Annotated in this window: 22 protein-coding genes; 13 read left to right on the top strand and 9 right to left on the bottom strand. The window is 61.4% G+C overall.

The genetic code is table 11. The annotated features are described in order from the left end of the window. The 5 genes from LNV08_RS11075 (at window position 1) to LNV08_RS11055 (ending at window position 3991) form a co-directional block, all read left to right on the top strand. Complete coding sequence (locus tag LNV08_RS11075) at window positions 1-1215, top strand: type II secretion system F family protein (RefSeq protein WP_263533761.1); 1215 nt, start codon at window positions 1-3, stop codon at window positions 1213-1215. 7 nt (window positions 1216-1222) lie between these two features. Then, window positions 1223-2149 (top strand): prepilin peptidase, encoded by a 927-nt coding sequence (locus tag LNV08_RS11070; RefSeq protein ID WP_263533760.1) that lies wholly within the window; start codon window positions 1223-1225, stop codon window positions 2147-2149. Next, window positions 2146-2748, top strand: a complete 603-nt coding sequence (gene coaE / locus LNV08_RS11065) for a dephospho-CoA kinase (protein WP_263533759.1) — start codon at window positions 2146-2148, stop codon at window positions 2746-2748. The genes LNV08_RS11070 and coaE overlap by 4 nt, the downstream gene beginning before the upstream one ends. Before the next feature lie 117 nt (window positions 2749-2865). Then, on the top strand, window positions 2866-3621 hold the full coding sequence (zapD, locus tag LNV08_RS11060) for a cell division protein ZapD (RefSeq protein WP_263534077.1): 756 nt from the start codon (window positions 2866-2868) through the stop codon (window positions 3619-3621). A gap of 178 nt (window positions 3622-3799) precedes the next feature. Continuing rightward, window positions 3800-3991, top strand: coding sequence for a DNA gyrase inhibitor YacG (locus LNV08_RS11055; protein ID WP_263533758.1), 192 nt, complete (start codon window positions 3800-3802; stop codon window positions 3989-3991). On the opposite strand, the gene LNV08_RS11050 is transcribed toward LNV08_RS11055, so the two are convergent. Genes LNV08_RS11050 through tal form a run of 3 tightly spaced genes read right to left on the bottom strand, consistent with a single transcriptional unit; the run spans window position 3980 to window position 7177 of the window. Then, the gene (locus LNV08_RS11050; RefSeq protein WP_263533757.1) at window positions 3980-4591 is read right to left on the bottom strand and encodes an HAD family hydrolase; all 612 of its coding nucleotides are present in this window, start codon (window positions 4589-4591) and stop codon (window positions 3980-3982) included. The two genes, LNV08_RS11055 and LNV08_RS11050, sit on opposite strands and share 12 nt — an antisense overlap. Next, the gene (gene pgi, locus LNV08_RS11045; RefSeq protein ID WP_263533756.1) at window positions 4588-6231 is read right to left on the bottom strand and encodes a glucose-6-phosphate isomerase; all 1644 of its coding nucleotides are present in this window, start codon (window positions 6229-6231) and stop codon (window positions 4588-4590) included. Before pgi ends, LNV08_RS11050 begins: the two co-directional genes overlap by 4 nt. Window position 6232: 1 nt before the next feature. Then, window positions 6233-7177: a transaldolase gene (gene tal / locus LNV08_RS11040; RefSeq protein ID WP_318014115.1), complete on the bottom strand. Its 945-nt coding sequence runs from the start codon at window positions 7175-7177 to the stop codon at window positions 6233-6235. 245 nt (window positions 7178-7422) lie between these two features. Between tal and zwf the strand changes: the two genes are divergently transcribed. Next, the gene (zwf, locus tag LNV08_RS11035) at window positions 7423-8868 is read left to right on the top strand and encodes a glucose-6-phosphate dehydrogenase (protein WP_263533755.1); all 1446 of its coding nucleotides are present in this window, start codon (window positions 7423-7425) and stop codon (window positions 8866-8868) included. Between the two features lie 2 nt (window positions 8869-8870). Continuing rightward, complete coding sequence (locus LNV08_RS11030; RefSeq protein WP_263534075.1) at window positions 8871-9728, top strand: MurR/RpiR family transcriptional regulator; 858 nt, start codon at window positions 8871-8873, stop codon at window positions 9726-9728. On the opposite strand, the gene LNV08_RS11025 is transcribed toward LNV08_RS11030, so the two are convergent. From LNV08_RS11025 to LNV08_RS11000, 6 genes are all read right to left on the bottom strand, one after another. Next, window positions 9725-10039: a lipid asymmetry maintenance protein MlaB gene (locus tag LNV08_RS11025; RefSeq protein ID WP_263533754.1), complete on the bottom strand. Its 315-nt coding sequence runs from the start codon at window positions 10037-10039 to the stop codon at window positions 9725-9727. The two genes, LNV08_RS11030 and LNV08_RS11025, sit on opposite strands and share 4 nt — an antisense overlap. 12 nt (window positions 10040-10051) lie before the next feature. Next, the gene (locus tag LNV08_RS11020) at window positions 10052-10702 is read right to left on the bottom strand and encodes a phospholipid-binding protein MlaC (RefSeq protein WP_263533753.1); all 651 of its coding nucleotides are present in this window, start codon (window positions 10700-10702) and stop codon (window positions 10052-10054) included. A 73-nt stretch (window positions 10703-10775) separates the two neighbouring features. Then, on the bottom strand, window positions 10776-11552 hold the full coding sequence (locus LNV08_RS11015; protein WP_263533752.1) for a VacJ family lipoprotein: 777 nt from the start codon (window positions 11550-11552) through the stop codon (window positions 10776-10778). Further along, window positions 11549-12037, bottom strand: coding sequence for an outer membrane lipid asymmetry maintenance protein MlaD (gene mlaD, locus LNV08_RS11010; RefSeq protein ID WP_263533751.1), 489 nt, complete (start codon window positions 12035-12037; stop codon window positions 11549-11551). The genes LNV08_RS11015 and mlaD overlap by 4 nt, the downstream gene beginning before the upstream one ends. Before the next feature lie 25 nt (window positions 12038-12062). Continuing rightward, window positions 12063-12851 carry a lipid asymmetry maintenance ABC transporter permease subunit MlaE gene (mlaE, locus tag LNV08_RS11005; protein ID WP_263533750.1) on the bottom strand — a complete coding sequence of 263 codons (789 nt, stop codon included), beginning with the start codon at window positions 12849-12851 and terminating at the stop codon, window positions 12063-12065. Continuing rightward, window positions 12848-13684 (bottom strand): ABC transporter ATP-binding protein, encoded by an 837-nt coding sequence (locus LNV08_RS11000; protein ID WP_263533749.1) that lies wholly within the window; start codon window positions 13682-13684, stop codon window positions 12848-12850. The genes mlaE and LNV08_RS11000 overlap by 4 nt, the downstream gene beginning before the upstream one ends. Before the next feature lie 295 nt (window positions 13685-13979). On the opposite strand from LNV08_RS11000, the gene LNV08_RS10995 reads away from it, so the two are divergent. Genes LNV08_RS10995 through LNV08_RS10970 form a run of 6 tightly spaced genes read left to right on the top strand, consistent with a single transcriptional unit; the run spans window position 13980 to window position 21593 of the window. Beyond that, window positions 13980-14420 (top strand): type IV pilin protein, encoded by a 441-nt coding sequence (locus LNV08_RS10995; RefSeq protein ID WP_263533748.1) that lies wholly within the window; start codon window positions 13980-13982, stop codon window positions 14418-14420. Further along, on the top strand, window positions 14414-15031 hold the full coding sequence (locus tag LNV08_RS10990; protein ID WP_263533747.1) for a GspH/FimT family pseudopilin: 618 nt from the start codon (window positions 14414-14416) through the stop codon (window positions 15029-15031). The genes LNV08_RS10995 and LNV08_RS10990 overlap by 7 nt, the downstream gene beginning before the upstream one ends. A gap of 13 nt (window positions 15032-15044) precedes the next feature. Next, entirely contained in the window at window positions 15045-15551 is a 507-nt protein-coding gene (gene pilV, locus LNV08_RS10985; RefSeq protein ID WP_263533746.1) for a type IV pilus modification protein PilV, read from the top strand. 9 nt (window positions 15552-15560) lie between these two features. Continuing rightward, window positions 15561-16595, top strand: coding sequence for a PilW family protein (locus LNV08_RS10980; RefSeq protein WP_263533745.1), 1035 nt, complete (start codon window positions 15561-15563; stop codon window positions 16593-16595). After that, window positions 16589-17263, top strand: a complete 675-nt coding sequence (locus LNV08_RS10975) for a hypothetical protein (RefSeq protein WP_263533744.1) — start codon at window positions 16589-16591, stop codon at window positions 17261-17263. Before LNV08_RS10980 ends, LNV08_RS10975 begins: the two co-directional genes overlap by 7 nt. Window positions 17264-17312: 49 nt before the next feature. Continuing rightward, window positions 17313-21593 (top strand): pilus assembly protein, encoded by a 4281-nt coding sequence (locus tag LNV08_RS10970; RefSeq protein ID WP_263533743.1) that lies wholly within the window; start codon window positions 17313-17315, stop codon window positions 21591-21593. Window positions 21594-21622 lie beyond the last annotated feature (29 nt).

The following is a 21622-nucleotide window of genomic DNA, read 5'->3' as shown; positions in this document are numbered from 1 at the left end:
ATGGCGACAAAACCCAAACCGGTTAACGAAGCCACTTTCGAGTGGGAAGGCAAGGACCGTAACGGCAAAGTTGTGCGGGGCGAGATCCGCGCCGGCGGCGAGGCCATGGTCAGCGCCACGCTGCGCCGCCAAGGCATCTTGGTCAGCAAGGTCAAAAAACGCCGAACCAGCGGCGGCAAAGCGATCAAGCAAAAAGACATCGCCATCTTCACCCGTCAACTCGCCACCATGATGCGGGCCGGCGTGCCGCTCTTGCAGTCATTCGAGATCGTCGGGCGCGGCAGCACCAACCCGCAACTCACCCGCCTGTTGAGCGACATCCGCCAAGACGTGGAAACCGGCACCAGTTTGTCGACCGCCTTGCGCAAGCACCCGCTGTATTTTGATGCGCTGTATTGCAATTTGGTCGAAGCCGGCGAGGCGGCCGGCATCTTGGAGTCGCTGCTGGACCGCTTGGCGGTCTATCAAGAAAAAACCATGGCGCTCAAAAACAAGATCAAGTCGGCGCTGACCTACCCAATCGCCGTCTTGTCGGTGGCATTTGTGGTGGTGGCCGTGATCATGATCTTCGTGGTGCCGGCCTTCAAGGACGTTTTCAACTCATTTGGTGCCACCTTGCCCACTCCGACCTTGGTTGTTATCGCCATGTCTGAGTTTTTCGTCTCCTACTGGTGGGCGATTTTTGGCGGGCTCGGCGGCGGGCTCTATTTCTTCTTCCAGTCCTGGAAGCGCTCGGTCAAGATGCAGGCCACCATGGACCGCATCTTGTTGAAAATCCCCGTGTTTGGCGATCTGCTCTACAAATCGGCGGTGGCACGCTGGACCCGCACGCTGTCCACCATGTTTGCCGCCGGTGTGCCGCTGGTGGAGGCGCTGGACTCGGTCGGCGGTGCGGCCGGCAATGCCGTTTTTTCGGAAGCAACCGAGAAGATTCAACGCGACGTGTCGACCGGCACTGCCTTGACCACCTCGATGCAGGCCACCGGCATCTTCCCCAGCATGGTCTTGCAGATGGCCGCCATCGGCGAAGAGTCGGGCTCGCTCGACCATATGCTGGCCAAGTCGGCCGAGTTCTTTGAGGACGAGGTTGATGAGGCCGTCAATGCGCTGGCCAGCTTGATGGAGCCCTTCATCATCGTGATTCTGGGCACCATCATCGGCGGCATTGTGGTGGCCATGTATCTGCCTATTTTCAAACTCGGACAAGTCGTTTAATCCACTCATGCAAGACTACGAATTCCTGCTTTCGCCCTGGGTCCTGGGTCTGCTCGGCCTGTGCATAGGCAGCTTTCTCAATGTGTTGATCCACCGCACACCGCTGATTCTTGAGCGGCAGTGGCTGGCGGATGCCGCCGCCCAATTGGGCGATGCGGCTGAACTCAGCCGTGCCAGCGGCCTGCCCAAGCCGGAGGCCGAAAAGCTCGCCGGCGCCGCTAACGCTTTGAGCGAACGGCTGGGCAAGCTGCCGACATTGGGCATAGCCCTGCCCCGCTCGCGCTGCCCCAAATGCGGCCATCAACTGGCTTGGCATGAAAACTTACCCTTGCTTGGCTGGCTGCGGCTGGGTGGTAAATGCTCGGCCTGCAAGGCCCCCATCTCCGCCCGCTACCCCTTGATTGAGCTGAGCTGCGGCCTGCTCTTTGCCGCCCTGTCCTGGCGTTTTGGTGCACAGCCCAGCACACTGCTTTGGTGCGGCTTCGGCGCCACTTTATTGGCCTTGGCTGCGATCGATTGGGACACCACACTCCTACCCGACTCCCTCAATCAGCCGCTGCTTTGGGCAGGTCTGGCCGCGTCGCTGCTGGGCCTGACCATTCCTTTGGGCGATGCGCTGACAGGTGCCTTGGTCGGTTATCTGTCTTTGTGGTCGGTCTATTGGCTGTTCAAGCTGGCCACCGGCAAAGAGGGCATGGGTTATGGCGACTTCAAATTGCTGGCGGCCTTAGGTGCTTGGCTCGGCTGGCAGATGGTGCTGCCGATTGTGTTGGGCGCCTCGGTGATTGGCGCCATCGTCGGCATTGGCATGAAGATGAATGCCAATCTGCGTGAAGGCCGCTATGTGCCCTTCGGCCCCTTCTTGGCCGGCGGCGGTTTTGTGGTGCTTTTTGCCGGTGCCCCACGCGTACTCGGGTGGCTTGGCTGGGCATGAAAATCGGTTTGACCGGCGGCATAGGCAGCGGCAAAAGCACGGTTGCGAATTTCTTGCGTGAGGCCGGCGCGGCCGTGATCGACACCGATGCGATAGCGCGTCAGCTCAGCGGACCGGGGGGAGCGGCCATGCCGGCCATCGCCACCGAATTTGGCCCCGCGATGCTGACTACAGAGGGCGCCCTGAACCGGGTCGCCATGCGTGATTTGGCCTTTTCAGACCCCAGCGCAAAGCAGCGCTTGGAGGCTGTTTTGCATCCGCTGATCGGCGCGCAGACTCTGGCCGAGAGCGCGGCAGCCGAGCAGGCCGGCGCCCGGTTGATCATCTTTGATGTGCCTTTATTGGTCGAATCCGGCCGTTGGCGCCATCGCGTTGCGCGGGTGCTGGTGGTCGACTGTACAGAGCAGACGCAATTGGACAGGGTCGCTGCTCGCCCGGGCTGGACGCTTGCTGCGGCCGCAGCTGTGCTCGCGGCCCAAGCCAGCCGAGCACAGCGACGCGCCAGTGCGGATGCCATCATCTACAACGAGGGGCTGAGCCTCGCGGCCCTCAAAGCGCAAGTCCTGCACCTGGCCGACCGTTGGCACCCTGCTAAATAACCGCGAGCCAGCGTGACATTGTTGGCTAAGGCTGCCCGGCCTGTGAAACAATTAGCGGGTTAGCTGTGCAGCGTGCACGGCACCATGACCTCAAGCTGATCGATAGGGATGACCGCCTTGGTCCTATACGAGTACCCATTCAACGAAAGCATCCGCACGATGCTGCGTCTGGAGCATCTGTTCGACCGCCTCGGTCAGCTGATGGCGCGCGAAACTCCGCTCGATCACCACTTCGCCCTGGTCACGATGTTCGAGATCATCGATGTGGCCTCGCGGGCCGATCTGAAGTCAGATCTGCTCAAGGAGCTGGAGCGTCACAAAACCCAGCTCAATGGCTATCGAGGCAACCCCGGCGTTGCCGAAGGGCTGCTGGACGACGTGATCGCCCGCATCGACAAGGCCTATGCAGGCTTGAATCAACTGGTCGGCAAGGCCGGCGCCTGCCTGAGCACGAATGAATGGCTGATGAGCATTCGCAGCCGCATCAGCATTCCCGGCGGCACTTGCGAATTCGATCTGCCGGCCTACTACACTTGGCAGCAGTTCTTGCCGGTGCGCCGGCGTAACGACCTGATGCTGTGGACGCAGAGCCTGATGCCTCTTGCCGAAGCGCTGCAAGTGCTCTTGGGCCTGCTGCGTGACTCCGGCACACCGCACAAGGTGGCGGCCGTGGCCGGGCAATTCCAGCAAAGTCTGGGCGCCGGTCGGGTATTCCAGCTGCTGCGCATGCGCATTGACCCGAGCTTGGGTCTAGTACCCGAGATCAGCGGGCACCGCCTGATGATCTCGATCCGTATGATGCGCCAGGACGAAGACGGCCGCCTCAAATCCACCCAGCAGGACGCCAGCTTTGAGCTGACGCTGTGCGCATGACTTGGCCCACCCCCGTAGGCGCTTCGCGCCACCCCCTCAAGGGGGCGTTGCCCGGACACAAGCAGTCCTGTGGACTGCCTGTGCCTGGCGACGGCCAAGGCCTCTGTGCCGTGGCGCGCCCGATGGCCCGGCAAAGCCGGTTCCATGGGCGCCACTCGGCAACACAGACAACATCGCGATGACACCCGCCCCCTCACCCAAGATCGTCCGCTGCCCGACCTGCGGCGGCGACTCGATTTTTGCGCCCAGCAATCTATGGCGGCCTTTTTGCAGCGAACGCTGCCGGCAGATCGACCTCGGCGCCTGGGCCAGCGAGAGTTTCGCTGTGCCGGCCAGCCCGCCGGTGGAAGACGACTCGCTACCGCATTAAGGCGGACAAGTCCTGCCGGGCCTGCGCGGCGGTCGTGAACAGCAGGGCCTGCCAGCCCAAGGCGTGAGCCGCCTCGATATTGGCCGGATGGTCATCCAGAAACACGCAGGCTTCGGGCGCCAGGCCAAAGAGCTCCGACGCAATCTTGAAGATCTCTGTGCGCGGCTTGGAATGCTTGACCCGACCCGAGAAGACACCAGCCTCGAACCACTCGCGCAGCGGGTGAGCTTGCTCCAGATGATCGGCATAGGGCTCGGGCATATTCGACAAGTAGAACAGCCGATGGCCGGCCTGCTTCAGCTCGTTGATCAGCGCGGCCATATCTGATTGCAATTGCAGCTCATCCGGCACTGCAGCCAGGACCTGCGCGACCTCGGCCTCCGGCCATCCGGTACGCGCGGCGATCCGCTGGATGACAGTGTCTGCATCAATCAAACCCTGATCAAACGCTCCCCAGTCGCCGCCGTAGTTCTCGAAGAACTGCTCCGCCACAGTAGCGCCCTGTTCCAGGTCAGCAACCCGATGCGGCCAGACCCGCGCCAAGAAGCTGGCCGGGTGCCAGCGAAACACCACGCCACCAAAATCAAAGACGATATTCATGCTGTCAGGTGTTTCAAGAGTCCAGCGGTAGAGGCATCAAGGCCGCTGGTGTCACCGCTGCTCAAGCGAGGCAGCAAAGCTCCGCACAAGGCCTTGCCCAACTCGACACCCCATTGATCAAAACTGTTGATACCCCACAGCGCACCGCTGACAAACACGCGCTGCTCGTACAGCGCAATCAAAGCACCCAGGGAACTGGGTGTTAGCCGCTCCAGCACCAGCGTCGTGCTCGGCCGGTTGCCGGGGAAACTGCGGTGGCGCGCCACGGTCGCGGCGTCCAACTCTTTGGATGCCGTCGGCGCCGATTCCTGCAGCGCTTCATCACAAGACTTTCCTTGCATCAGCGCTTGCGATTGCGCCAGGCAATTGGCCAAGAGCTTGCGATGCTGGTCCTGCAACAAGGTCTTCAGCTCGCCCTGCACCTCGGCGCCGAAATTGGGTGTCTTGACCGCGATGAACTCGACTGGAATCACATCCGTGCCTTGGTGCAGCATCTGAAAGTAAGCATGCTGGCCATTGGTGCCGGCCTCGCCCCAGACCACCGGGCTGGTCGCGTAAGGCAAGGCCTGACCCTCCAGGTCGACGCCCTTGCCATTGCTCTCCATCTCCAACTGCTGCAAATAGGCCGGCAAACGACCCAGGCCCTGGTGATAAGGCGCCACGCTGCGGCTGCTGAAGCCGTGGAAGTTGCGATACCAGATGTCCAGCAAGCCCAACTGCACAGGCAGGTTCTGCTCCAGCGGCGTGTGAGCGAAATGCTGATCCATCGCATGCGCGCCGGCCAGCAAGGCGCGGAAATTGTCGACACCGACGGCGATCGCGATCGGCAGGCCGATCACCGACCAGAGCGAATAACGCCCACCGACCCAGTCCCAAAAGCCAAAGGTCGTCGTGATGCCGAAGGCGCCGGCCGCCGCCGTGTTGCTGCTGGTGGCGACGAAATGGCGCGCCACATCGGCGCCACCGGCGGCCAAAAACCAGGCCTTGGCGGCCATGGCATTGGCCAAGGTTTCTTGCGTCGTGAAGGTCTTGGAGGCGATCACGAACAGCGTCGTCTCTGGCTTCAAGTCGCGCAACACCGGCGCCAAATCATGGCCGTCGACGTTGGAGACAAAGTGCAGCTTCAATCCCTGCTGCGTGTAGGCTTGCAAGGCCCGCACCACCATCGCCGGGCCCAGGTCCGAGCCGCCGATGCCGATGTGGACGACGTCGGTGAAGCCGCTCTTGGCCGTGTCCCGCACGCTTTCGGCAAAGGTCAGCATGCTGCTGAGCGAGGCTTGCACCTCCTCGCTGAACAAAAATTCCGGCCCTGCCGGCGCACGCAGCGCCGTGTGCAGCACCGCGCGGCCCTCGGTCAGGTTGATGGCCTCACCCGCCAGCATCGCATCGCGCTTGGCCTCCAAGCCGCAGTCTCTGGCCAATTGCAGCAACAAAGCCTGGGTGTCGGCATCGATGCGGTTCTTGGACAAATCAGCGAACAGCTCCGGCGCCTGCAACATCCAGGCGGCATAACGCCCGGCGTCGGCGGCAAAGGCCTGGCGCAGATCGAAGCGCTGGCCGGCGGCTTGGAAATGCTGCTTCAGCAGGCCCCAGGTGGGGCTTTGGTCACAACGCGATGCGACGGGCGAAGAAGAAGACATATCAACTCACAATCATCTGATCCAGTTTGGCCGAGTCAACAGCAAACAGGCGGATGCCTTCGGCCAGCTTTTCTGTCGCCATGGCATCCTGGTTGAGGGCGAAGCGGAACGCCGCTTCATCGAAAGAAACTTTTGGCAAGTCCAACTGCTTGGCCGCAGCGGCGTCCAGCGCCAGCGGCAAGGCGGCGTCGAGCTTTTGCAACTGGGACAGCAAATCGGGGCTGATGGTCAGCAAGTCGCAGCCGGCCAAGGCCTGGATCTGGCCGACATTGCGGAAGCTCGCACCCATCACTTCGGTCTGGATACCATGCTTTTTGTAATAGTTGAAGATCTGCGCGACCGACTTGACGCCGGGGTCATTGGCGCCGGCTTGTTGCCCCTCGTCCCAGGCCGCCCCGGCGTTCTTTTTGTACCAGTCGTAGATTCGGCCGACAAAAGGCGAGATCAGCTGGATACCAGCCTCACCGCAGGCAACAGCCTGGCAGAAGGAGAACAGCAGAGTCAGGTTGCAGTGAATGCCTTCCAGCTCCAATTCGCGGGCGGCTTGAATGCCTTCCCAGGTCGAGGCGATCTTGATCAGCACGCGTTCGCGCGAGATACCGGCGGCCTCGTACAGGCCGATGATGCGGCGGGCGCGTGCCAGGGTGGCGACCTTGTCAAAGCTCAGGCGTGCGTCCACTTCGGTCGAGACGCGGCCCGGCACCACCTTCAAAATCTCCAGACCAAAGCGCACCAGCACCCGGTCCACGATCTCGTCCAGCGCCAAACCCTTGTGGGCGGCGACCGTGTCGGTCAGCAGCGGCGCATAGTCGGCAGACTGCACCGCCTTCAGGATCAAGGACGGATTGGTGGTGGCGTCACGCGGCGCAAACTGCGCCAGCTGCAAGAAGTTGCCGGTGTCGGCCACCACGGTGGTCAGGGATTTGAGTTGGTCCAGTTGATTCATGATTGTTTGTCTTTCTGCAAAAAGGCTAGCCAGACCGTATTAGAACCGCTGTTCGCACCTCGCCAATAGGCGAGACAAGGACGCCAGTTACACGATCAAAAAAAGAAATAGCCCCATGAACACCGCCTCTAGGGACTTCGGTATTGACCTTTGCAAGAAACTCCGGCATCATAAAACTAGAAACTTAGTTACATCAAGTGCCGCCTGAAAATTCTTGGCGCGCTGCAATAGATAAGGCCTGACTCATGTCATTCGATCTCGTTTTCTTCGGCGGTACCGGCGATCTCACTTGGAGAAAGCTGATGCCGGCGCTGTTCCAGGCCTTCCGCCACGGCAAGCTGCCGGCCGGCGGCCGCATTTTGGCGGTGGCCCGTGACGAGATGAGTGACGAGCGTTACCGCGAATGGCTGAAAGAGCGCTTCCGGGAAGTCGACGGCTCCAAGCGCCCAAATGACGAAGAGTTCGAGAAGTTCGCCGCGCTGCTGCATTACCGCCGCATGGACTTGTCGCAACCCGAGCATTACCAGCGCTTGAAGGAGTGGTTGGGCGAGCGCGCGGCCGACACGGTGGTGCTCTACCTGGCCACCAGCCCGCATCTGTTCACCCAAATCTGCGAGCAGCTCGGCGCCGCCGGCCTGAACGAGAAGCGCGTGCGCGTGGTGTTGGAGAAGCCGCTTGGCCATGACCTGGCCAGCGCGCAGGAGATCAACCGTGTGGTGCGCTCGGTGTTCGCCGAAGAGCAGGCCTTCCGCATCGACCATTACCTGGGCAAGCCTTCGGTGCAAAACCTGATGGCGCTGCGTTTCGGCAACGCTTTGTTCGAGCCGCTGTGGCGCCGCGAGAGCATCGCCAATATCCAGATCACCTTGGCCGAAGGCCTGGGCGTGGGCACGCGTGGCGCTTTCTATGACGGCACCGGTGCGCTGCGCGACATGATTCAAAACCATGCCCTGCAGTTGCTGACCATGATCGCGATGGAGCCGCCGTCGACCAATAACGCCGACGCGATCCGCGACGAAAAGCTCAAGGTACTGCGCTCGCTCAAGCCTTTCACGGTCGAAAGCGTGGCCAGAGATGTGGTGCGCGGCCAATACCGCGCCGGCAACAACGGCGGGCAGGCCGTACCCGGCTATTTGGACGAAGCCAAAGTGCCTGCCGACAGCCAATGCGAGACCTTTGTCGCCTTGCGCACCGAGGTGCAAAACTGGCGCTGGGCCGGTGTGCCCTTTTACCTGCGTACCGGCAAGCGCCTGGCCGCGCGCGATGCGCAAATCGTCATCAATTTCCGGCCGGTGCCACACCCGATCTTCCCGGGCGCCAATCAGCCCAATCGCCTGGTCATCAAGCTGCAGCCGGAAGACGGGCTGGAGTTGCAATTGCTGGCCCACAAGGGCGGCGCCGACAACGAGGCATTGACGCCAGTGTCACTGGATCTGGACTTCGACAAGGCTTTTGCGGCCAACCGCGTCGGCGCTTACGAGCGCTTGCTCTTGGACGCTATCGCCGGCCGACTGAACCTGTTCGTGCGCAGTGACGAGCAAGAGCAGGCCTGGCGCTGGGTCGAGCCGATTCTGGACGCCTGGAAGCAAGACAGCACCGGCCCGCGTCCGTATTCGGCCGGATCCTGGGGCCCTGCAGCGGCCAGTGCCTTGGTCGCACGAGATGGCTTTGCATGGGCGGAAGAGCAGTGAGCATATTGGAGCGAGTCAAGGCGGCATTGCCCGCCCTGCCGCCGGCCGAGCAGCGTGTCGCCAAGTTATTGCTCAGCGATGCGCGCTCGTTTGCCAATCTGCCGGTCAGCGAGTTGGCCGACCGGGCCCATGTTTCCAAGCCAACGGTGGTGCGCTTTTGCCGCAGTGTCGGCTATGACGGCCTGACCGACTTCAAGCGCAAGCTGGCCGGCAGCGTCAACGAGGGCGTGCCCTTTGTGCACCGGGCGGTGGACGAGGACGAGAAGCCGGCCGACCTGATCGTCAAGGTGGTCGACAACGCGGTCGCGGCCTTGCTGCATTACCGTAACGACGCCGCCAGCCATGCCTTCGAGATCGCCATCAACGCGCTGGCCGAGGCTGGCCGCAATGGGCGCCGGATCGAGTTCTACGGCGTGGGCAACTCCGGCATCGTGGCGCAGGACGCGCAGCACAAGTTCTTCCGCTTAGGCGTCAACACCGCCGCTTGCAGCGACGGTCATGTGCAATTGATGAGTGCGACCATGCTGCAGCCAGGCGACTGCGCCGTCATCATCAGCAACTCGGGCCGCAGCCGCGACCTGCTGGACGCTGCCGAGATCGCGCGCAAAAAGGGCGCCACCATCATCATCATCACCGCCAGCGGCTCACCGCTGGCTGCTGTGGGCTTGAGCCAGGGTCAGGTCTTGCTGGCCGTCGATCACCCCGAGGATTTTGATCGTTACAGCCCGATGGTGTCGAGGCTCTTGCACCTGATCGCGATCGACATCCTGACCACCGGCGTGGCGCTGCGTCTGGGGTCTACCCTGCGGCCCATGCTGCAAGAGATCAAGAAGAACCTGCGCAGCAAACGCTACGTTTAAGCGCCCTGCCCGGCTTCAGGCGATTCGGGCCAAAGCAGTTCGGCCACGCCATAAACACGCGCCAGCTCTTGCAGCTTGGCCGGTACATTGAGCACCCGCAACTGCACGCCAAGCTCCTTGCAAAGGCGAGCGGCGCTGAGCAAGAGCGTCAACACGACCGAATCGAACTGCTGCAACTCACCAGCATCGACATTGAGCTCAGCGCCGGCGCCATTGACGATTTGAGCCGCCTCGGCCCGCAGACTGGACTGCAGGCCGGCCCACAATGCGGGCGCCGCGTCGACTCGCACCGAAGCCGGGAGTTTGAGCATATGGGCCGACATTCAGACCTTGACCGCCGCGCTGGAAGCCTTTTGGTTCTTGTCGGCCAAGGTCTTGATCAAACCGTCAATGCCATTGGCACCGATCTCCTGCGCGAAGCTATTGCGGTACTGATCGGCCAACCAGATGCCCAGCACATTGACATCAAAAATCATCCAGACGCCTGAGACCTTTTCCAGGCGATAGTCCAGCTGAATCGGGTCGCCCTTGCCGCGAATCTCGGTCCGCACCACCACCTCGGTGTCGTCGGCTCCTGCGCGCAAAGGCTTCAGGGCGATGGTTTGATCTTTCACCTGGGTCAAGGCGCCGGCGTAGGTGCGCACCAGCAAGGTCTTGAACTCATCTTGCAGGCGCTTTTGCTGCTCGGGCGTGGCCTGGCGCCAAAAGCGCCCAACTGCCGACGCCGTCATGCGCTGAAAGTTCACATGCGGCATCACCTTGCCGTCCACCAGAGCGATGATCTTTTGCAGGTCCCCGCCTTGAATCGACTTATCGGCCTTGACGGCCTCCAGGGTCTCCAAGGAAAGCTGACGTATCAGCAGATCCGGTGCACTGGCGTCGGCCGCCATCGCCGGCGCACCCAAACTCATGGCCGCCGCCAAGGCAGCGCCCAAGAACACACGTTTGGTCAAAGAAAAATTGCTAGCGTTCATCAATTCGGTTCCTTCGTTTCAACAGGCCGAAGCATCCAACGCCTCAGCCCAGGATTGGTTTCACTTGCACCACTTAGGGGCCAGCTTGCGGATTGCTCTCCGGCTTTGTTTCGGGAACCAGGACTTCAAACTCGTCATCAGTCCCGATATTGCCGCGTCGCTGCAAGAAAGCGTCCCGGTAAAAGGTGTACTTATCCAGAGCGATGCCTTCGAGCATCTCGCTGGCGCGTAAAAAATTTGACCGTGCGTTGATGGTCTGCAGGCTGTAAATCGCCAGCTTGCTACTGCCATCGCGGAACAAAAAGGCCGGCGACATCTGCCAGTCAAACGGCATGGCCAAGGTGTCTCGCACCGAGGAGGGGCCAAGCAGCGGCCAGACAATATAGGCGCCGGTGCCCGTGCCCCAGCGGCCAAAAGTCTTGCCCAAATCTTCGGTTTTACGCTCCAGGCCAACTTCGGTCGCAATGTCGATCAGGCCGCCAAAACCCAGGGTCGAATTGACCGCAAAGCGCATACCTTGCTCAACACTGGCCTTCAGGCGCCACTGCAGTACTAGGTTGACGGTCGTCCAAGCGTCGGCCACATTGTTGACAAAGTTATCGACCGACTGGCGAATCGGAGCAGGCACGATATTGCTGTAGACGGTCGCCACAGGCTTGAGCAAATTCTCATCCACCGATTCGTTGAAGGCGAAGACCTTGCGGTTCCACGGCTCCCAGGGATCGAGCTTTTGACCGGCGCTACCCGGGGCACTGCGCAAGCTGGCGCAACCGCTCAAGACCAACACAAGGCAGAGCAGTAAAGCTCGCCAAGGCAAGTTGTGCGCAGCCGGAAAGCCCGCGACGTTCATGGCTTGGCCTCTCCCGCGGCCGAACCCGAGTCTGCGGCCTTGTTGTACAAGAATTGACCGATCAGGTTTTCCAACACAATCGCCGATTGAGTCTGTTTGATCGCATCGCCTGGACCCAAATTCTTCTCGCCCGCCCCGGCTTCTAGGCCGATGTATTGCTCGCCGAGCAGGCCGGCAGTCAAGATCTTCGCCGAACTGTCTTTGGGGAAGGCTACTTTTTTGTTCAGACTGATCAAGACCTTAGCCTGGAACGTCTTGTCGTCAAAGGTGATCGACTCGACCCGTCCAATCACCACGCCGGCGCTTTTGACCGAGGCGCGGCTCTTCAAACCGCCAATATTGTCGAATTTGGCACTGACCTGATAGGTTTCGTCAAAGTTCAGGCTCAGCAAATTGCCGGCCTTCAGCGCCAGGAACAACAGCGCTGCGCCGCCCAAGAGCACGAAAAATCCAACCGCTGCGTCATGCCTGGAGGCTTGTTGCATGCTCAACTCCAAATTCCAACAAAAACTAAATCGAGAACATCATGGCGGTCAGCACAAAGTCGAGTGCCAAAACCGCCAAGGAAGAAACCACCACGGTACGCGTTGTCGCTTGCGCCACACCCTCGGGTGTCGGCTTGGCCGTATAGCCCTGCAAGAGCGCCACAAACGTCACCGTCACACCAAACACCAAGCTCTTGATGACGCCGTTGCCGACATCGGCCCAGACATCAACACCGCCCTGCATCTGCGACCAGAACGAGCCGTCGTCGATGCCGATCAGCACCACCGCCACCAGCCAGCCGCCAACCACGCCGATGGCCGAAAACAAAGCGGCCAGCAAAGGCATCGCAATCACTCCGCCCCAAAAGCGCGGCGCCAAGACCCGTGTCAGCGGGTCGACGGCCATCATCTCCATCGCCGTCAACTGCTCGCCCGCCTTCATCAAACCAATCTCGGCCGTCAGCGAAGTGCCGGCCCGGCCCGCAAACAAGAGCGCAGCCACCACCGGGCCCAACTCCCGCACCAAGCTCAGGGCTACCAACAAGCCCACCGCCTCGGCCGAACCATAGCGCTGCAGCGTGTAATAGCCCTGCAACGCCAGCACAAAGCCGACAAACAGGCCTGCCACCCCTATCAATGACACCGAGTGATTGCCGAGGAAATACACCTGATCGCGCACCAAACCAAAGCGCAGCAGGCTTTGCGGCAAACGGGCCAGAATCTGAAAAAACAAACGCGTGGCCGCGCCAATATCGGCCAGCTTGAGTCGCAGCGCGCGGCCAATAAGCGCCAGCTTGCTTGAAATTATCGTCATGCGCGCGCACCCAGACCAAAGTCATCCATCACAGGCATGGCCGGCTGATGGAAATGCACCGGGCCCTCGGGCTCGGCACCCACGAACTGGCGCACCAACGGGTCTTCACTGCGCCGCAATTCGTCCGGCGCGCCTTGCGCCACCACCCGGCCGTTGGCGATCATGGCGACCTCATCGGCAATCGCGAAGGTTTCATGCAGATCGTGCGACACGATGATGCTGGTCAGGCCCAGGGCGTCATTCAAATCACGGATCAAACGCGCCGCCACGCCCAGCGAAATCGGGTCCAGACCAGCGAAGGGCTCGTCATACAGCACCAGATCGGGATCCAAAGCGATGGCGCGCGCCAAGGCCACCCGCCGGGCCATGCCGCCGGAAATCTCGGACGGCATCAAATCCCGAGCGCCGCGCAGGCCCACCGCGTTGAGTTTCATCAGCACCAGATCGCGGATCATGGCCTCGGGCAGCTTGGTGTGCTCACGCAAGGGAAATGCGACGTTCTCGAACACCGACAGATCGGTGAACAAGGCACCGAACTGAAACAAAGTGCCCATGCGGCGCCGAACGGCGTAAAGGTCGGTGAGGTTCAAGGGCGCAATGTCCAGGCCATCAAACAAGACCTGCCCTTTGATTGGGCGAATCTGCCGGCCAAGCAAGCGCAACACGGTAGTTTTGCCGCCGCCCGAGGTGCCGATCAGCGCCAGCACCTTGCCGCGAGGCACGACCAGATTGACCTGCTCCAAGATGATCCGATCACCGTAGCCACAGGTGACATCACGCAATTCGATTAATGGCACGGCGTTATCTGCCGATAGAGGGGACTTGAGTGCCATGGGGCGCGTAACCGAGGTCTGCAGCCCCGCGATGCAAAGAACTCAATCATAGGGGAAAGTACGAGTAGCTGCTTTCCAGGCCCGTCGAGGCCATTTGCAAACCCCGCGCGAGACGCCGGTCTGCCCCGTGGCGCGGCTCGCGACGCAAGGCGCGCTTGAAACAATTTGTCGATTTCGTGAAGATTTTCACGACTGAAAACCTTGAGCCGATGAGCGCATTCATCGTGACGATGGGCGGCAAGCCAGTTGATTCGAGCCCATCCACAATTCACCCAAGCAACGGAGAACTCTCACCATGAAGCACCAAAAGCCTGCCGCCAAGACCCGTCAACGCGCCTTCACCTTGATCGAATTGATGGTCACGGTGGCAATCGTCGGTATCTTGGCCGCTGTGGCTATTCCGGCTTACTCCGACTATGTGGTGCGTGGCCGCATCCCGGACGCCACCGCCCGTTTAGCCACCTTGCAAGTGCAGATGGAACAGTTTTACCAAGACAACCGTACCTATGTGAATGCGCCGGGCTGCACCACCGACAGCAGCACCAGCAGGTTTTTCGATTTCAGCTGCGCCAGCGCGAGCGCGACGGCGTTTTCCCTGCAAGCCGTCGGCAAGGACGCCATGTCCGGCTTCACCTTCACTGTCAACCAAACCGGCAGCAAGGCGACCAGCTCGGTGCCCTCCGGCTGGAGTACATCCACCAGTTGCTGGGTGACCAAGAAGGGCGGCATATGTTGAATATGAAGCATCAGTTTCGCGGCATGACGCTGATCGAGCTGATGGTGACCCTCACTATCGCTGCGGTCCTGATGGCTGTTGGCGCGCCAGCCTTTTCGACTTGGTTGCAAAACACCCGCATCCGCACAACCGCTGAGTCCATCGTGTCGGGCCTGCAGTACGCCAAATCAGAGGCAACCACCCGCAACACGACGGTGCGCTTTCAGCTGACCAGTTCAGTGGATGCTTCCTGCGTGCTGAGTCCAAATGGTACGAGCTGGGTCGTGGATCTGGCCGATGCCGGTGCCGCAAACGACTCGGTCGAGGGTAGTTGCAACTCAGCGCCGTCCGACACCGTTCAGCCCGCGATATTGCAAACACGCGCCGGCCGCGACGGCTCCGGCAACACCACCGTGACCGCAAGCGCGAGCAACGTCATCTTCAACGGCCTGGGTCGTTTGGCGCCAGCGCCAGCTGCAGCAATCACCATTAACGTCAACAACACCAACAGCGATGACGACTGTGCCGCCGGCGGCGGAAACCTGACCTGTTTGCGCGTGGTCATCTCTCCCGCCGGCCAAGTGCGCATGTGCAACCCCCGGTATCCCGCCGGCGACCCGCAAGCTTGCTGAGCAGGGGAAGAAAATGACACGCAAAACCCCTCATCAAAGTTCGGCTGCAGCCGGCTGCAGCGGCTTCATGCTGCTCGAGGTGCTGGTCGCACTGCTGATCTTCGCACTCGGTGTGCTCGGCCTGGTAGGCCTGCAAGCAAATGCGGTCAAACAATCCGGCCAAGCCAAGTACCGAGCCGACGCCACGCTGTTGGCAAACGAAATGATCGGGACCATGTGGGTCTCTAACCGCAGCTTTGCCGCGTTGACGGCTGGCTTTGGAAGCGCCGCTGGTGGCGCCCAGTACACGGCTTGGAAGGCCCGCGTGGCCGCCGCACTGCCGGGCGCCGCGACTTACCCGCCGCTGGTAACCATTGCGCAGGTCAACCCGCTGCCCGCCTTGGTCGGGGGCGGCGCCAGCGCACCTGCCGTTGGGCTGACCCCAAGCAACCGGGTCACCATTACCTTGCGCTGGAAATCACCTTCGGATCCGAGCGGCGACCCGCCCAGCAACTTGATTGTGGTCACAGAAATCAAATAGGAGTTCAAGGTGCAGGCCACATACTTACAACAGCGCCACAGGCGGTCTAAGGGCTTCAGCTTGATAGAGCTGATGGTGGGCATCGTCGTTGCGATGGCCGCCGTGATCGTCGTGATGCAAGTTTTCAAGATGTCAGAGGGTGCCCGGCGCACTACCACAGGCGGCGACGACGCGCAGACGATTGGCGCGATCGCCCTGACAGTGCTGCAGCGTGACCTGCGCCAAGCTGGCCAGGGCCTGACCAATCCCAATTTACTGAACTGCGACTTGCTGCTGCGAGCCGGTGTCACCCTCAACGGGCTGGCGCCTTTGACCATCAATCATGCCGACATCCCTGCTGGCGACGCCGGCACCGATACCCTCTTGATCGTTTACGGCAGCGGACTGGGATCGCCCGAAGGCGACCGCATCAATACCCAGGCGGGTGCGGCGATCTATTCGGTCAGCACACCATCGGCGTTTCGCGTCGGCGACCTCGTCATTGCCGCGCCAGCCGTGCGTCAAGCGCCTTGCGGGCTGCTGCTGAGCAATGTTGCTGCTGCCCCTGTGGCGCCGAATGTCACTGTCGCTTTCGGCACGGCCGGCGTTGCCAACGGCACTCTTTACAACTGGGGCACGACTCCCCGCGTCGTCGCCTATGCGGTGCGCAACGGACGTCTGACGACTTGCGATTTCCTGACCCAGAACTGCCGCCTGACCACGGCAGCCAACTGGGCTGAGGTTGCGGACGGCGTGGTCAGTTTGCGGGCCGAATATGGCCGCGACAGCACCCTTCCCCCAGATGCTGTGCTTGATGGCTATGACCAGACCACACCCACCACAGCGGCCGGCTGGAACTGCATTCTGGCCACACGCCTGGTGCTGGTGGCCCGCAATGGCCAACTCGAATCCAGTGATGTCACCGCCTCTGCACCGACCTGGGCGGCTGGCGCCAGCGCGCCCATCGGGCTCACCGGCAACTGGAAACGATACCGCTACAAGACCTTTGAAACCACGGTGCCGCTGCGCAATGTGGCTTGGCAGGGAGTACCCACGGGATGTTGAACTCAAAACTCCATGAGGCTGCTGTCGCTCCCGTGCGCCAGCAGCAGCGCGGCATCGTCCTGCTGCTGGCCATCATTGTCTTGGTCGCGATGTCACTGGCCACCATAGGACTGATGCGTTCGGTACTGACGAGCAACCGCGTTGCCGGCAATTTGGCGTTCCAGCAGTCGGCCACGCAATCCTCAGATATGGGCGTCGAGCGGGCAGTCGCTTGGCTGGAACAAAAGTCACGCGAACAGACCATTGACCCCGCCAAGCCCACAGCGCCGCCGACGCCCGCGAACAAGTTGTTTGGGAACATCACAGCAGGCGGCGCCGAGCCCTACAGCTACCGCGCCTCCCGTGCTGACCCCGATCCGGTGACGCAGCAAACTTGGGAAGCCTTCTGGAATGCCACGTTGGTCGCCAACAACTTGGTCAACACACTGCCGGTAGATGCCGCAGGCAATACCGTGTCCTTCGTCATTCACAGGCTGTGCGCATTCGCCGGCGACCCACTGGCGAGCAATTGCGAGAGCTCGGCCACGCTGAGTTCGTCAACGCAGACCAGCAGCAAGTCCAGCGGCATCAAGTTGTTGGTGCCTAGCCAGACCTATTACCGCATCACGGTGCGTGTCCAAGGCCCGCGCAATGCGGTCAGCTTCGTCCAAGCCGTGGTCGCAATCTGATGCTATGTCCCCAGCAGCATGCCCGAATCAGCCCGCTCATGAGGTTCCCATGAAACTCTTCAACTCCTTGCGCTTTGGCGCCTTGCTTGCGGTTGCCCTGAGCCTAGGCTTGCCAAGCGCTCGTGCGACCGACATTTCCTCCTCGCCCTTGCTGGTCGCCTCGCCGACAAGCGTCAAAGCGAACCTGCTATTCATCCTGGATGACTCGGGCTCGATGGATTTCGACTTCATGCCCGACCACACGGCAGGCGGGCTGTGCCGATCCAAGGGCGCCGGCATCAACACCGGTGCCACCTACACCGGTGACTTCGGCAACAGCTGCTGCCAGGGCGGCAACACCTCGACCACCTGCTGGAGCGGCACCGCCCCGTTCGGCAGCAGGCGCGGCCACCCGCCCTTCCTGACCAGCAGTTTCAACGGCATGGCCTACAACCCGGCCACCGTCTATCTACCGCCGGTGGATGCCACCGGCACCGTCCTGGCCAGCCAGACCAGTTGGACCAGTGTTCGCAACGACGCCTACCTGGTGCAGAACAGCTCCAGCATCAATCTGCTGACCCAATATCCGGACACCGAATGGTGTGTGGACGACGGCACCTTTTCCGACTGCCTGCGCAACGGCAACTATGTCTTGCCAGGCAGGGTCGATGGCAAGCTCTACACCAAGTTCAACGCCACCACGGCCAGCGGCACCGGCAAGCTGGCGACCGGCGCGCCCGATGCCGCCACAGTTGTGACCAATCAAAGCTGGGGCCCACATTACTACCGTATCCTGCCGTCCGAGTATTGCGACTCCGACAATCTGCGCAATTGCCAATCTGGGGCGGGTGGCGCATTCACAATTCCGGCGCCGGTGCGCTGGTGTAATAGCGATACCAACGCACGCGCCATCACGCCGGCGGCGGGTAGCTGCCAAGCAGTTCGAACCGACGTCTACACGGCGGCGCGCTATCCGACCAAGTACGCGTCGTCAGGTGTCGCCAAGGTCGACGCTGTACCGGCAAATCCCGCCAAGGCCTCGTTCACGTTTTCATTGTCCGGCTGCAGCAGCAGCAAGAAGGCAGGCATTGGCAGCGTTGTGGTGACAGGCGTGGACTTGCTCGGAGGCGTCGCTACCGGGACCACCAACTCGTCCAGCACTCTGGCCACATCAGTCAGAGACGGCATCAATAGCAGATCAGGCTCCACCGGCTACACAGCGGTGGTCAGCAGCAGCAAAGTGACCATTTCGGCGCCGCTGTCGGCCGGTGATTTCACCGGTTCGGTCTCGATGACCAGATCAGCGGGCTCCAACTCCTCCTGCATCATCTCCGTCTCACCTAGCCCAGTGGCATTTTCAGGTTACACCGCAGAAGTCCCTGAGGTTGCGGCGATCCCGGCTGGCTTTCCGGGGAATTTCGAACGCGTCGACATCATTCCCTCGCGTACAAGCTACCCTAAAGCGGCCAGCCGCAAAGACTGCGCCGGCGCGACATGCAGCTACGCCGAAGAGATGACCAATTTCGCCAATTGGTGGACTTACTATCACACGCGCATGCAATCGATGAAGTCCTCGGCCAGCCGCGCCTTCGCGCCGGTGACCAACAACCGGCGCGTTGGCTATATGAGCATCAACAACAACACGGGCTCCGATTTCCTCAATCTGGGCGTCTTTGAGAGCACGCAGAAAACCAACTGGTTTAGCAAACTGAACAAGGCCAAACCCAATAATTCGACGCCTCTGCGCAGCGCGCTGTCCAAGGCCGGTCGACTGTATGGCGGCAAATACAACGGCAGCAGCCTCAACGGCGTGACCGTGACCGACCCGATGGAATACTCCTGCCAGAGAAACTTCACGATTCTCTCTACCGACGGCTTCTGGAATGAAAGCAGTGATCCGCTGCAGCTCGACAACAGCACCGAAATCGGCGACCAAGACAGTGCCTTGGCGCGCCCGATGCTGGACACCACCGGTACCGGCAACACCCTGGCCGATGTGGCGTCCTATTACTTCAGGACCGATCTGCGCACAGGCGCCAACAACAGCGCTGCCTGTTTGAACGGCACCACCGATGTATGCGGCAACGGCGCCGGCCCCAGTGGCGCTGACGTCGTTCAGAACATGAAGACTTTCACGCTGGGTCTTGGCGCATCGGGCTATATGCAGTTCCGCTCGACCTACCGGACCGACACCAGCGGTGACTTCTACGCGGTGCGGGAAGGTTCGCCCGCCAACCCGTCGGGTGGCGTCTGCAGCTGGCAGACCACAGGAAGCTGCACCTGGCCGAGCCCAATCAGCAACACGCTGACGACAATCGATGACCTTTGGCACGCTGCGGTCAACGGCGATGGCACCTATTTCAGCGCTTCCGACCCGACCACGCTTTTCACCGGCTTGGCCAGCGCGCTGGCGGCCATTGACGTACAGACCAAAGCGGCAGCTGCGGCCACCACCAGCAACCCGAATGTGGCGGCCGGCGACAACCAGGTGTTCGTCTCGAACTTCAGTTCGGGCGAGTGGTCGGGGGAACTGCAAAGCCAGCGCCTCGACATCGAGTTCGGTACTGTTGATGGCAGCACCTACGATTGGTCCGCGCGAGACAAGCTCAATGCGAACACCAGCCGCACCATCTATATGTTCGCGGCAGGAGAGTCAAAGAAGCGCAAGCTCTTCACCTGGGGCACGCTGAGCGCCAGCGAGAAGGACTTTTTCTCAAAGAGCTATGTCAAAACAAGCGGCCGGGAACTGAGCCAGTTCTGCAGCTTCGGCCCGTATTGCCTGGCCGACACCGAGCAAACCGCCGCGGGCGGCGAGGCGCTGGTGAAGTACTTGCGCGGCGAACGCAGCAATGAAGGCGAGCTGACCGAGGTAGGCCAGCCCCTGAAGTACTTCCGTCGGCGGGCCCATCTGCTCGGTGACATCGTCAACTCCGAAGCCGTTTTTGTGGACAAGGCTTCATTCACCTACACCGACGCCGGTTACGAGACCCACAAGGCCACCGTCGATGCTCGCGCAGGCATGGTTTACGTCGGCGCCAATGACGGCATGCTGCATGCCTTCAATTCGGCTACCGGCGAGGAGGCCTGGGCCTTCATCCCGACGCTGATGCTGCCCAAGCTCTATCGGCTGGCCGACATGGAATACGCGACCAAGCACGAGTACTTCGTGGACGGCACCCCGACCGTGCAAGACGTCTATGACGGGACGCAATGGCGCACCCTCTTGGTGGGCGGTTTGGGCGCCGGCGGCCGGGGCTACTACGCACTGGACGTGACAGACCCGGCAGATCCGAAAGCATTGTGGGAGTTCACCGACGACAACTTGGGTCTGAGCGTGGGCAAGCCCGAAATCGGCAAACTCAAGGATGGCACTTGGGCGGTGTTCTTCGGATCTGGCTATAACAACACCTCACCGGGCGACGGCAAGGGGCGGCTGTTTGTGCTCAACGCCACCACCGGCACATTGATACGCAGCATCGCCACCAGCGCCGGCGGCACCGGCTCAGCCAGCGGCATGACGCATATCCGCGCTTGGGTCGACAACGGCGACGTGGACAACACCGTGCAGCGCGTCTACGGCGGAGATGAGTTCGGCAATTTGTGGCGCTTCGACGTCAACGGCATCCTCGGCGGAGGCTATAACGCGCAACGACTCGCCACCTTGAAGAATGAAGCCGGCACGGCTCAGCCCATCACGTCACGCCCTGAACTGGGCCAAGTCGGCAGTTACGCGATGGTCTATGTGGGCACCGGCCGCTACTTGGGCGTGTCTGACCTGAGCGATGCCGAGCAGCAGTCCATCTACGCTGTCAAGGACAGACTGAGCGCCAGCGACTTTGGCGACCCCCGCCTGCCGGCCAATAAATTTGTGCAGCAAGTCATCACCGGCGGCAAGAAGTGCCCGGCCAATAGCTCGGCCTGCGTGGAAAGCACGGATGTGCGTACGGTTGAAGTGCCAAAGGTCGTCAATCTGGCCAGCGACGGCGGTTGGTATGTGGATCTGCCCTCCTCGCGCGAACGCGTCAACACCGACCCGCAGCTGGCACTGGGCACCTTGGTGGTCAACTCCAACGTGATCGAAACGGGCAATGTTTGCAAGGTCGGTGGTTCGAGCTTCGCCAACTTTCTCGACTACGCCACCGGCGCGCCTGTTTCGACCGCCAATGGCGTCGTCAGCGTCCCGCTGGGCAACGCGATCGCTACGCGGCCGGCCTTGATCAAGCTACCCAATAACAAGGTGATCAGCGTGAGCCGACTGTCGGACAATCGTACGGTCTCGACGCCCGCGCCGGTCAGTCCTTCAACCAGCGCCACCCGACGTCTGTCCTGGCGAGACCTGATTCAAAACTAAGCTGCATTGCCGCCCACCGATGCCGCCGA

Origin of the sequence: Paucibacter sp. TC2R-5, assembly GCF_025717605.1 — a bacterium.
Lineage (GTDB): Bacteria > Pseudomonadota > Gammaproteobacteria > Burkholderiales > Burkholderiaceae_C > Paucibacter_A > Paucibacter_A albus.
The sequence above is the reverse complement of the archived record's forward strand: the minus strand, read 5'-3'. Positions and strand labels throughout refer to the sequence as shown.